Genomic DNA, 11,940 nt, shown 5'->3' with positions numbered 1-11,940 from the left:
TCAAGGGCAGTCACGCGGCGATCAAGACCGGCATGCTCGCTGCGGAAGCGGCGTTCGACGCGGTGCAGGCCGGTCGCACGAGCGATGAACTCACGGCGTATCCGGAAGCGTTCAAGCAGTCGTGGCTCTACACGGAACTGTACAAGGCGCGCAATTTCAAGCAGTGGATGAGCAAGGGCCTGTATCTCGGCACGCTGATGGTCGGGCTCGAGCAGAAGCTGATGGGCGGTAATGTGCCGTGGACGCTGCATCATCAGCATCGCGACAATGAAATGCTGCGTCCGGCGTCGCAGTGCAAGCCGATCGAGTATCCGAAACCTGACGGCAAGCTCACGTTCGATCGACTCTCTTCGGTGTTCATTTCGAACACGAATCACGAAGAGAATCAGCCCGCGCATCTGACGCTCAAAGATGCGAAGGTGCCGGTCGATGTGAATCTGCGCACGTATGCGGGCCCGGAAGCGCGCTTCTGTCCGGCGGCGGTCTATGAGTTCGTGAAGAACGACGACGGCAGCGATCGTCTGCAGATCAACGCGCAGAACTGCGTGCACTGCAAGACCTGCGATATCAAAGACCCGACGCAGAATATCGTCTGGGTCACGCCGGAAGGTGGCGGCGGGCCGAATTATCCGAATATGTAACGCGTGCGCAGCGCTGTTGCGCAGACCAGCAAACGAGGAAGAGACATGAGCAAAGAAGTCGTCGTAGTGGGCGGTGTGCGCACCGCAATCGGCAAGTTCGGCGGCAGCCTGAAGGACGTGGCGCCGACCGAACTCGGAACGATCGTGCTGCGCGAACTGCTGGCGCGCAGCAACGTGAAGGCCGACGACGTGGGCCACGTCGTGTTCGGCAACGTCATCGCCACCGAGCCGAAGGACCTGTATCTCTCGCGCGTGGCCGCGATCAACGCGGGCATTCCGGAATCGACGCCCGCGTTCAACGTCAATCGTCTGTGCGGCTCGGGCCTGCAGGCGATTGTCTCGGCGGCCCAAACCATTCTGCTCGGCGACGCCGACGTGGCCATCGGCGCTGGCGCGGAAAACATGAGCCGCGCGCCCTATATCGCGCCTGACGCGCGTTTTGGCGCACGCATGGGCGACGCGCGTCTGATCGACATGATGCTCGGCGCGCTCAACGATCCGTTCGACACGGTGCCGATGGGCGTGACCGCCGAGAACGTCGCGCGACGCTATGAGATTTCGCGCGAGCGTCAGGACGCGCTGGCGCTCGAATCGCATCGCCGCGCCGCGCAGGCGATCGCCGCAGGCCGCTTCGCGAGCCAGATCGTGCCGGTCACGCGCACCGTGAAGGGCCGTGAAGTCGTGTTCAACACCGACGAACATCTGCGCACCGACGCCACGCTCGAAGACTTCACGAAACTCAAGCCGGTGTTCGCGAAGGAAAACGGCACGGTGACGGCGGGCAACGCCTCGGGCATCAACGACGCTGCGGCCGCCGTGCTGTTGATGTCGCGCGAAGCCGCCGAACAGCGTGGTCTCGCACCGATGGCGCGCCTCGTCGCCTACGCGCATGCGGGCGTCGAGCCGCTCTACATGGGCATCGGCCCGGTGCCGGCCACGCGTCTCGCGCTGCAGCGCGCGGGCCTGCGCGTCGAGGATCTCGATGTGATCGAATCGAACGAAGCATTCGCGGCGCAAGCGTGCGCGGTGACGCAGGAACTCGGCCTCGATCCCGCCAAGGTGAACCCGAACGGTTCGGGCATTTCGCTCGGCCATCCGATCGGCGCGACCGGCGCGCTCATCACGGTGAAGGCGCTGCACGAACTGCAACGCATCGGCGGCCGTTATGCGCTCGTGACGATGTGCATCGGCGGCGGCCAGGGTATCGCGGCGATCTTCGAGAACGCGGCTTAAACGCGGCGTATTTCGCATTTTTCGTCGATCCCGCTCAACCGGCCATATCGACATGCCGCAGCGCGCGCTGCGGCATGTCTGCTTTGAACACTGCAATTGAACTATCCCAAGATGGAGACAGCGATGCACGACCATTCCAGCGAAACGATGGCATCGGCGTATTCGTACCCCCTGTTGATCAAACGCTTGCTGCTCACGCCGTTGCAGCAAACGCCGAATCAGGAAATCGTCTATCGCGGCACGACGCGCATTACGTATGCGCAATTCGGTCAGCGTGTGGGCAAACTGGCGAACGCATTGAAAAACGTGGGCACGCAATTCGGCACCACGGTTGCGGTGATGGATTGGGATAGCCATCGTTATCTGGAAGCCTATTTTGCGGTGCCGATGATGGGCGCCGTGCTGCAAACGGTAAATATCCGTCTGTCGCAAAGCGAAATCGCCTATACGATCAACCACGCGGGCGCCGAAGTGCTGCTCGTTCACGAAGATTTTCTGCCCGTGCTCGCGGCGATTCGCGACAAGCTGGAGAAAGTCCGCACGCTGATTCTGATCGACGACGACGGCAACGTCAGCGATACGCACGGTCTGGAATTCGCGGGCGAATACGAGCAATTGCTCGCATCGTGCAGCGCGCATTACGACTTCCCCGACTTCGACGAAAATACGCGCGCCACCACGTTCTATACGACCGGCACGACGGGTTTGCCCAAGGGCGTGTATTTCTCGCATCGTCAACTGGTGCTGCATACGATCACGGTGATGGCGGCGCTGACGAGCCCCGAATCGCGCCAGCGTTTTCATCGCGGCGACGTGTATATGCCGATCACGCCGATGTTCCATGTGCACGCGTGGGGCATGCCGTATATCGCCACGGTGCTGGGCGTGAAGCAGGTGTATCCGGGGCGCTACGTGCCGGACCGTCTGGTCGAATTGCTGCGCGATGAAGGCGTGACGTTCTCGCATTGCGTGGGCACGATTCTGCACATGCTGCTGAATTGCCCGCAGGCCAAATCCGCCGACTTCAGCAAATGGAAAGTCGTGATCGGCGGCGGCGCGCTGCCGCATGGTCTCGCGCGCGCGGCGCTCGAACGCGGCATCGATATTTTCACGGGCTATGGCATGTCGGAAACGTGTCCGGTGCTCACGCTCGCGCAATTGAAACCGCAAACGGAACCGCTTTCGCTCGACGAGGAAGTGAGTTTGCGTTGCCGCACGGGCTTGCCGATTCCGCTCGTCGATCTGCGCATTGTCGATACGGAAATGCGCGATCTGCCGCACGACGGCAGCGCGAGCGGCGAAGTGGTCGTGCGCGCGCCGTGGCTCACGCAAGGCTATCTGCACAATCCGGAAGCGTCGGCCACGCTTTGGGAGGGCGGTTATCTGCATACGCAGGATGTGGCGCGGATCGACGCGGACGGCTATTTGCAGATCACCGACCGCATCAAGGACGTGATCAAGTCGGGCGGCGAATGGGTCTCGTCGCTGGAGGTGGAAAGTCTGATTTCGCAGCATCCGTCCGTCGCGGAAGTGGCGGTCATCGGCATCAAGAGCGACAAGTGGGGCGAGCGCCCGGCCGCGCTCGTCGTGCTGCGCGCCGATCACCATCCGGTCACGGCCGATGAACTCAAACAGCACGTGCTCAAGTTCAGCGAGAACGGGACGATTTCGAAATACGCCGTGCCGGAGGTCGTGAAGTTTGTCGAGGCGCTGGAGAAAACCAGCGTCGGCAAACTGAACAAGAAATGGCTGCGCGAGCATTTCGAATAAACGGTTTAAACACGAAAAAAGCCGGGTAGCGATACCCGGCTTTTTTTATGACGTCGCGCCTGGCGAACGCGCCCACGGCAAACGTTTTTTCGGCGTCGAATTCAAGCGCGGCCACTGCACGTTTTCCACGGCGATGCTTCGGCGCGGCGCGTCGGCGATAAAGCGTTCGAGCGTGTCGCGGATATCGCGGTCGACGAAATCGGCGCGTTCCGTGTCGATCAGCACCGTCGCGTGGTCGGGAATGCGCGCGAGGCAGCGCATCAACATCGGCTTGGCGAGAAACGACGCGTCTTTGCGAAACGACAGCAGATAATGGTCGTCGTGCTCGGCGAGCGCGAAGGTGTCGTCGAGATTGGCGCGCATCGCCAGCAGCATGCTCACCGCAATGCCGATACCAATGCCGATCAGCAGATCCGTGGCGAGTACGCCCACAATCGTGGCCACGAACGGCACGATGCGGTCGCTGCCTTCGCGCATCATCGAGACGAAGAGTGCGGGTTTGGCGAGCTTGTAGCCGGTCTGGATCAGAATCGCGGCGAGGCAGGCGAGCGGAATCAGGTTGAGCACGGCGGTCAGCGCGAATACGCTCGCAAGCAGCAGCGCGCCATGCACGAAGGCCGCAAGACGCGTGCGTGCGCCTGCGTTCAGATTGGCGGAACTGCGCACGATCACGGCGGTGATCGGCAAGCCGCCGAGCGCGCCCGCCACGATGTTGCCGACGCCTTGCGCCTTCAATTCGCGATCGGGCGAGGCGCGGCGACGTTGCGGGTCCATCTGCTCGACGGCTTCGAGACTCAGCAGCGTTTCGAGGCTGGCGACCACGGCGAGCGTGAGCGCGACGCGCCAGACGTCCGCATCGACGAGTTGCGTGAAGTCCGGAAACGCCAGCGCGCCTGCGAGCGTGTCGAACGATTGCAGCGCGTCGAGCGCCACGCGCTGCTTGCCCGGCAAGGCGAATGCGGGCGCGAGGGCGTCGAGCGCGAGCGTTGCGCCGATGCCCAGCGCCACGACCGCGAGCGGCCCCGGCACGATGCGCACGAGTGCGTATCGCTTCGCGCGCGGCGTTTCCCAGACGAACAGCAGGATCACGCAGACCACGGCCAGCGCGAGCGCGGGCACGAGCACCGCGCCGAAGGGCGTGACGAGCGACGCAGCGGATGTGGACAAACCTTCTGACAAACCGGCGGCGAGCGGCACCTGCTTGACGATCAGCAGCAGGCCGATCGACGCGAGCATGCCTTTGATGACCGGCACCGGGACGAAGCTCGCGAGTTGCCCGGCGCGCAGCATGCCGAACACGCACTGCAACACGCCCGCGATCAGCACGGCCGCGAGAAACGCCGAAAAGCTGCCGAGCGAGGCGATGGCGGAAACGACGATCACCACGAGTCCGGCGGCGGGGCCGCTCACGCTCAGATGCGAGCCGCTGAGCAGCGCGACGACGAGGCCGCCCACGATGCCGGAGAGCAGCCCCGCGAACGGCTCGACGCCGGACGCGGTGGCAATGCCGAGGCACAGTGGCAGCGCGACGAGAAAGACGACGATGCCCGCGAATAAATCGCTGCGCAGGCTCGCGAGGTCGATGTGACGGGAGTTCGGCATGTGAGGTCCGCTAAAGTGACGTGAATGGCGTGAATGAGCGGGCGTTGGAGCTCAGGATCGATCGGAATGTCTGCTCAGACTGCCGCGCTGGCTTCGGTCAATTGCAGCAGGCGACCTTCGCGCAGACCGAACACCCAGCCGTGAATCTGCGGCGGACGCCGCGCCGCGCGCACGATCGGCGAGGCTTCGAGGCGCGCCACCTGCTCGATCACGTTGAGTTCGGCGAGACGGTCGACGCGGGCATCGAGATCGGCGATGGCGTCGAGTTCGGCGTGGTGACGCCCGGCCAGTTCGCGCAGCCCGGCGATGCGCCGGTTCACGTTCGGCAGCGCGTCCAGCGGCGCGGAAAGCGCCGCGCGCACGCCGCCGCAATGGTGATGGCCGCAGACGATGATGTGCTCGACTTCGAGCGCATGCACGGCGTACTCGACCACGCTTGACGCGTTGGCGTCGTCGGCGGTGAACAGGTTCGCGATGTTGCGATGGACGAACAGTTCGCCCGGCTGCGCATTCACGATGCGCTCGGCGGGCACGCGGCTGTCCGAGCAACCGATCCAGAGCGCGCGCGGGCGCTGGCCTTGTGCGAGTTGCGTGAAAAATTCGGGCTCGCGCGCGGCGACCTCCGAAGACCACGCGAGATTGGCAAGCAGAAAGCGTTTCGGATGATTCATCGATCGAAGCTCCTGGATGATGAGCCGGCGCGTGGGGATGCGGCGAGGCCGGCGTGGCGATCGATGTTTACGAATTGCTTTCGATGGCTTGGTTCCAAAAATAAATCGGCGTTCCGCTAAAAAAATTCGAAAATAATTCCGCATGCGAGTTTTATGAAGAATGCATGAATACCGGTGATGCGGAACCTTTCACTTGTGCGATGCAAGACGCAACGTTATAGTTTTTGGAATAAAAAAACCTGAGAGCAGCAGCAGGCCTGGAGACGCGGTTTTCATGATGCACGCGTCTCGCGGCCCCGCGCCGGAGTCATGCATGTCCGAAATCGATCATTGGTTGAGCCGTTATCCCCTGTTCAGAGAGGCGCTCCGGCACGGCGCCACGTCATTGAGCGCATTGCCGCTTCAGGCGCGAACGGTCGTGTTTAAACGACTGTGCATGAATGAATTGACTGAAGAATTGTCGAAATCGACACAATGCACACTGGGCGAAGTACGCGCCGCCTATGTTGAATTGCCGATGGCGATTGTCGATACAGCGGTTCAAAAGTTCGTTTCCGATCACGGAACGCGGGGCGCCGATACCCCCGCATTGCGCGCCGCGCTCGACGAAAGCGCCGTGCGATATCCGGCGATGGCGAGGCCGCCTTGCCTGTTGATGCCTGGTACCGGCGTGTTTCTCGACGGCTGGATGCGATTTCTCGCTTATCGCGCACGCGGCGATTTAACGGCGCCGCTGCTTGCCGTCGATTGGCACGATCTTTACGCACGCATCGCGCTGATGGACGGCGAAACGGACGCATTGCCGCTTGGCGCGCCGGTCGCCGAACTGGATAGCGCGTTGCTCGAATAAGCGCTCGCCGCGCATTGCATGCCGTATGCCTCACAAGATTCTGGTCAGCGCCTGTTTGCTGGGTCGTCCCGTGCGTTACAACGGATCGGCGAAAACGCTGGCGCATGCCGCGCTCGATGCGTGGCAGCGTGAAGGCCGCGTCGTGGCCATTTGTCCGGAATTGAGCGGGGGATTTTCGGTGCCGCGTCCGGCTGCGGAAATTGCGCGGGCGCAATCGGGGCAGGCCGTTTTATCGGGCGCGGCACAAGTGATCGACGAGCACGGCACCGATGTAAGCGCGCTCTTTATCGCGGGCGCGCAAGCGGCGCTCGATCTCGCGCGCGAACACGACTGCCGTTTTGCGCTGCTGATCGACGGCAGTCCCTCATGCGGAAGCCGCTTCATTTACGACGGCACATTCAGCGGACACCAGTTCGCAGGCGAAGGCGTAACGGCGGCGTTGCTGCGTGCCAACGGTATTGAAGTGTTCGCCGATTCGGAAATCGACGCACTCGCGACGCGTCTTGCGCAACTCGACTAGCAAATCGATTCATCAATCGTGCCGCGATAACGCGGGCGTACAATGGCGCGGTTCAATCACAGCACGCGGCGAATGGCGCGCCGGCCCTGCGCATGGAAATCAAATGGATCGAAGACTTCGTCGCGCTCGCGCAATATCAGAGTTTTTCGCGCGCGGCTGAGTTTCGCAACGTCACGCAATCCGGATTCAGCCGACGCATTCAATCGCTCGAACAATGGGTGGGCGCGGAACTGATCGACCGCAGCAGTTTTCCACCTGTTTTAACGCCTGCAGGGCAACTCTTTCGCGAAGCGGCGGACGACGTGCTCAGCAAACTCTACGATACGCGCGCGATCATTCGCACCGAGCAGCGCATTGGCGGCAAGAGCCTGCAAATCGCCGCGGGTCATACGATCGCCCTGAATTTTCTGCCCGCGTGGCTCAAGCAGCTCGCGAAGCATGTTGGCGAGATTCCCGCGCGCGTGGTGCCGACCAATGTGCATGATTCGATCTTGATGCTCGTGAATGGCAATTGCGAACTCATGTTCGCGTATCACCATCCCGAGCTGCCGTTGCATCTCGATCCCGCGCGATACGAGCATGTGACCGTGGGCATCGACACCTTGCTGCCCGCCAGTCGCCCGAATGCGCGATCCGCGCCCGCTTACCGTTTGCCCGGCACCGCGAAGCAGCCTTTGCCGCATATCGCCTATACGGAGACGAGTTATTTCGGCCGCTGCGTGGCGCTGCTGCTCGGGCGCGCGGCCACGAAACCGCTCTTGCGCCTGCACTACGAATCGGACATGGCGGCCGTGCTCAAAGAACTCGTGATGCAGGGCGAGGGCGTTGGCTGGCTGCCGAAAAGCGCGATCGCGCGTGAACTGGCCGACGGCGAACTGGTGCCGGCCGGCCCGTCCGCGTGGCATCTCGACGTGGAATTGCGCGTGTACCGCGACGCCTCGAATCGCAGCGAATTCATCGATACGCTCTGGCAGCATCTGCGCGCCGTCGCGCAAGACAGGCGCTGATCGCGCCTGGGGAATGCCGCGTTATGCGAGTTTCGCATACGCATATTCCAGACTGGCATCGACGTCTTTTTTCTCCTCCCTACCATCCGTTCTGATTGCGCGGCCTTCGTCGCGCGCCATTCAAGGACGGATATGAAGAATCGCCTCACTCTGAATATTGGCATCGGCATGCTGCTGGGCGTGGCGGCAGGCTATGTCTGCCATACGCATGCCGTCGACGCCGCGAGCGCCAAAACCATTGCCGGTTATTTCTCGATCGTCACTGATATCTTTCTGCGGCTCATCAAAATGATCATTGCGCCGCTGGTGTTCGTCACGCTCGTTTCCGGGCTGGCGGGCATGGAGAGCGGGCAGGACGTGGGACGGATCGGGCTGCGTTCGGTGGGTTGGTTCGTGTGCGCGTCGCTGGTTTCGCTGGCGCTGGGACTCGTGCTCGCCAACGTGCTGCAACCTGGCGCAGGGCTGCATATGACGGCCGGTGCGGGCGAAGTGGATACCGGGCTCAACACGGCGGCGCTCAACGTCAAGGACGTGCTGACGCACGCGTTTCCCACCAGCTTGCTCGATGCGATGGCGCGCAACGACATCCTGCAGATTCTGGTGTTCTCGGTGTTTCTCGGGCTTGCGCTCGGCGCACTTAAACGCCAGTCGCGCGTCGCTATCGTGATCGAATGTATCGACGGCATGGTGCCGGTCATGCTGCGCGTGACGAATTACGTGATGCGTGCCGCGCCGTTCGGCGTATTCGGCGCGATTGCATCGGCGGTGACGATGCGCGGCCTCGACGTGCTTTACACGTACGGCAAATTGATCGGCTCGTTTTATCTGGGCTTGCTGGTGTTGTGGGCGATGCTCGTCGGTATCGGTTATCTGTTTCTCGGCCGTCGCGTCGGCCCCTTGCTCAAGGCGATTCGCGAGCCCGCGATGATTGCGTTTTCGACGGCGAGCAGCGAAGCGGCGTATCCGCGCCTCACGGAGCAACTCGAACGATTCGGCGTGGAAAAGAAAGTGGTGGGTTTTACGCTGCCGCTCGGCTATGCGTTCAATCTGGACGGCTCGATGATGTATCAGGCCTTCGCCGCGATTTTCATCGCGCAGGCTTTCGGCGTCGATATGCCAGTTTCGCAGCAGATTTTCATGCTGCTCGTGCTGATGTTGAGCAGCAAGGGCATGGCGAGTGTGCCGCGCGGATCGGTGGTCGTGGTGGCCGCCGTGGCGCCGATGTTTCACCTGCCTGCTGCGGGCGTGGCGATGGTGCTCGCCATCGATCAGATTCTCGACATGGGCCGCACGATGACCAACGTGATCGGCAACAGCGTGGCGACCGCCGTGATCGCGAAGTGGGAGGCCGCGCGCGAGCCGCAGCGCGAGGCATCGGTGCAAGGACTGTTTCCGCAGGCGCAGGGAGACGCGAAGTGATGCAATGCGCTGGCCTGAAGGGAAGGAAGTTTGGCGTGATTGGCGGACGCGCGCCGCTGGAGGGCGCGGAGAGGATCCGGCTACTGGCGACGTTGGCATCGGCGCGCGCGGACGCCGCCTATTTCGATGCGATTTTTCGGCAGTTGCCGTGGCGTGACGAAGCGGTCGATTCATCCGAATGGAAATTGCGGCTATTCGAAACGATTCGCGAATTCGAAAAATGCGGCGTGACGACGGTGTTGTTGCCGTCTCTCGCGAGCGCGGCGTTTATCGATGAATTAAGGGCGAATGCGCATGTGCAGATCATCGATCGCGGCGAGGCAGTGCAGCGTGTGATAGCGGAATCGTTTCCTGACGCGCGGTGCGTGGGCTTGCTGAATGCCGATGATTTGCACGCGAGGTTGTCGGAGGTGTCTTTTACGTGTGTTTATCCGCGTAAGCAAGGCATCGAAAGCGGCGATATTCAGGCGGCGTGCAACAGTCTGATCGAGCAAGGCGCGCAAATCATCGTGCACGGCCTGGGCGATGATGCGCGTGCCGCTATAGAAAGCGCAGCGCGTGGTGTGCCGATTATCGACGCGAATCTCGTTTGCGCGCAGCATGCAATCGCAGGCGGCGATCCCGTGCCCGCACAGCCCATCAAAGTGGGCGTGGTGGGTGGCATCGGTCCGGCGGCCACGGTCGATTTTCTGCACAAGGTCGTGCGCAATACGCCCGCCGCGCGCGATCAGGATCACATCAAAATGCTGGTCGAGCAGAATCCGCAAATTCCCGATCGCACGGAAAACCTGATCGGTGACGGCGTCGATCCCACGCTCTCGCTCTATGCCGCGTGCAAGCGGCTGGAGGAGGGCGGCGCGGACGTGATCGCCATGCCGTGCAACACGGCGCACGCGTTCGTCGAACGCATTCAGCCGCATTTGGGCGTGCCCATCGTCAATATGCTGACCGAAACGGCCCGTTATCTGCGGACGACGTTTCCGGCGTTGCGCGACGTGGGCGTGCTCGCCACCTCGGGGACGATTGAAAGCGGGGTCTATCGCAAGGCGCTCGAATCGCAGGGATTGCGCGAGGTGGCGCCGAGTGCGGCCTTGCAGGCGCGCGTGATGGCGGCGATCTACGGCAAGCAGGGCGTGAAGGCGGGTTTTACGACCGGACCGTGCTTCGACGATATCGCCGCCGCGCTGGATGGCCTGATCGCCGAGGGCGTGGAAGTGGTGATTCTGGGCTGCACCGAGTTGCCGCTGCTGCTCGCCGGCGGAGCGTATCAATCGCCCAGCGGCGCGCGCGTGACGCTGATCGACCCGACCGATGTGCTCGCCAAGCGTTGCGTGGACTTCGCGCGCGGGGAGAAGACTCAGATAGCGACATTATACGGTTAATGTCAAATTAATATGGCTGAATAGTAGAAGTTTGACGGTTTACGTAGTAATATTTCAATAAATATTGCCGTCAAAGCTCGCCATGTCCGACATTACCCCTGACGAAGTCCGCATCGCCGCGGAAATCGAACGTCTCAAAGCCAACTTCCCCAAAACGCGCGAGCTGTATCGCGAAGTGTGCGCGCTGCTGTTCTTCCGCATCGGCGTAACGCCGACCGCGAACCGGCTCTATCAGCTCGTGCGCCGCGGCAGCATGGGCACGCCGACGGCGGTGCTGTCCGAGTTCTGGGCGGAGTTGCGCGAGAAGAGCCGCGTGCGCATCGAGCACGCGGACTTGCCCGAGGAACTGCAGGGCGCGGCGGGCGAACTGATCGGGGCGCTCTGGCAGCGCGCGACGGCGGCTGCCGAGGCTTCGCTCGAAGCGCTGCGCGAGGAGGTCGAGGTGGCGCGGCAGGAAGCCGGGGCTGCCGTCACCGGTTTGCAGAGCGATCTCGCGCGCACGGAAACCGCCTTGGAGCAGCGCACGTCTGCCCTGCTGGCGGCGCAGGTGCGTATTCAGGAACTGGAGCAGGCCCAGGCTGCGGCGGTGGCTACGCGCGAGGCGCTCGAAGGCGAGGTCGAGCGCCTCCAGCAGGGCAATCGCGAGCGTGAAACTGCATTGGTGCAGGCGCGCGCGGATTTCGCCGCCGAACTAGAGAAACAACGCGCCAGCGCCGAGCTTGCCGAAACGCGCCTCCAGGCCGCCGAGAAACGGGCGTTGCTAGAGATCGAGCGCGAGCGCACGTCCACCGCGCGTTTGCAGCGTGACAGCGAGGCCGCCGCGAAGCGTGCGGCGCGCGCGGAGA

12 protein-coding genes are annotated in these 11,940 nt (G+C 62.6%); 9 read left to right on the top strand and 3 right to left on the bottom strand.

Annotated features, from left to right (window positions below):
• The 3 genes from G3N97_RS30865 to G3N97_RS30855 form a co-directional block, all read left to right on the top strand.
• Positions 1–641: 4Fe-4S dicluster domain-containing protein (locus tag G3N97_RS30865; RefSeq protein ID WP_205995283.1), on the top strand; the 641-nt coding region annotated here is incomplete at its 5' end.
• Between the two features lie 45 nt (positions 642–686).
• Positions 687–1,874: a beta-ketothiolase BktB gene (bktB, locus tag G3N97_RS30860; RefSeq protein WP_205996750.1), complete on the top strand. Its 1,188-nt coding sequence runs from the start codon at positions 687–689 to the stop codon at positions 1,872–1,874.
• Between the two features lie 123 nt (positions 1,875–1,997).
• Positions 1,998–3,644 carry a fatty acid--CoA ligase gene (locus tag G3N97_RS30855; protein ID WP_205996748.1) on the top strand — a complete coding sequence of 549 codons (1,647 nt, stop codon included), beginning with the start codon at positions 1,998–2,000 and terminating at the stop codon, positions 3,642–3,644.
• 45 nt (positions 3,645–3,689) lie between these two features.
• Here G3N97_RS30855 and G3N97_RS30850 read toward each other — a convergent pair whose 3' ends face one another.
• Together G3N97_RS30850 and G3N97_RS30845 are read right to left on the bottom strand one after the other, a co-directional pair.
• A complete protein-coding gene (locus tag G3N97_RS30850) occupies positions 3,690–5,246 on the bottom strand; it encodes a SulP family inorganic anion transporter (protein WP_205996746.1) in 1,557 nt (518 codons plus the stop codon).
• A gap of 74 nt (positions 5,247–5,320) precedes the next feature.
• Positions 5,321–5,917 carry a carbonic anhydrase gene (locus G3N97_RS30845; RefSeq protein ID WP_205996744.1) on the bottom strand — a complete coding sequence of 199 codons (597 nt, stop codon included), beginning with the start codon at positions 5,915–5,917 and terminating at the stop codon, positions 5,321–5,323.
• 313 nt (positions 5,918–6,230) lie between these two features.
• On the opposite strand from G3N97_RS30845, the gene G3N97_RS30840 reads away from it, so the two are divergent.
• From G3N97_RS30840 to G3N97_RS30825, 4 genes are all read left to right on the top strand, one after another.
• Complete coding sequence (locus G3N97_RS30840) at positions 6,231–6,767, top strand: hypothetical protein (protein ID WP_205996742.1); 537 nt, start codon at positions 6,231–6,233, stop codon at positions 6,765–6,767.
• A gap of 25 nt (positions 6,768–6,792) precedes the next feature.
• Positions 6,793–7,287 carry a DUF523 domain-containing protein gene (locus G3N97_RS30835; protein ID WP_205996741.1) on the top strand — a complete coding sequence of 165 codons (495 nt, stop codon included), beginning with the start codon at positions 6,793–6,795 and terminating at the stop codon, positions 7,285–7,287.
• A 92-nt stretch (positions 7,288–7,379) separates the two neighbouring features.
• Complete coding sequence (locus tag G3N97_RS30830) at positions 7,380–8,294, top strand: LysR substrate-binding domain-containing protein (RefSeq protein WP_205996739.1); 915 nt, start codon at positions 7,380–7,382, stop codon at positions 8,292–8,294.
• Between the two features lie 132 nt (positions 8,295–8,426).
• A complete protein-coding gene (locus G3N97_RS30825; RefSeq protein ID WP_205996738.1) occupies positions 8,427–9,713 on the top strand; it encodes a dicarboxylate/amino acid:cation symporter in 1,287 nt (428 codons plus the stop codon).
• Positions 9,714–9,991: 278 nt separating this feature from the next.
• Here G3N97_RS30825 and G3N97_RS40230 read toward each other — a convergent pair whose 3' ends face one another.
• Complete coding sequence (locus G3N97_RS40230) at positions 9,992–10,315, bottom strand: hypothetical protein (protein WP_346778147.1); 324 nt, start codon at positions 10,313–10,315, stop codon at positions 9,992–9,994.
• Positions 10,316–10,336: 21 nt separating this feature from the next.
• Between G3N97_RS40230 and G3N97_RS40225 the strand changes: the two genes are divergently transcribed.
• Together G3N97_RS40225 and G3N97_RS30815 are read left to right on the top strand one after the other, a co-directional pair.
• The gene (locus G3N97_RS40225) at positions 10,337–11,095 is read left to right on the top strand and encodes an amino acid racemase (protein ID WP_346778146.1); all 759 of its coding nucleotides are present in this window, start codon (positions 10,337–10,339) and stop codon (positions 11,093–11,095) included.
• A gap of 82 nt (positions 11,096–11,177) precedes the next feature.
• Positions 11,178–11,940 (top strand): DNA-binding protein (locus G3N97_RS30815; protein WP_205996736.1); only part of this gene is annotated, 763 nt, incomplete at its 3' end.

The sequence above is a fragment of the Paraburkholderia sp. Ac-20347 genome (assembly GCF_017104805.1).
In the GTDB taxonomy this organism is placed as follows: Bacteria; Pseudomonadota; Gammaproteobacteria; order Burkholderiales; family Burkholderiaceae; genus Paraburkholderia; species Paraburkholderia tropica.
This window is presented reverse-complemented; position numbering and strand designations above follow the sequence as displayed.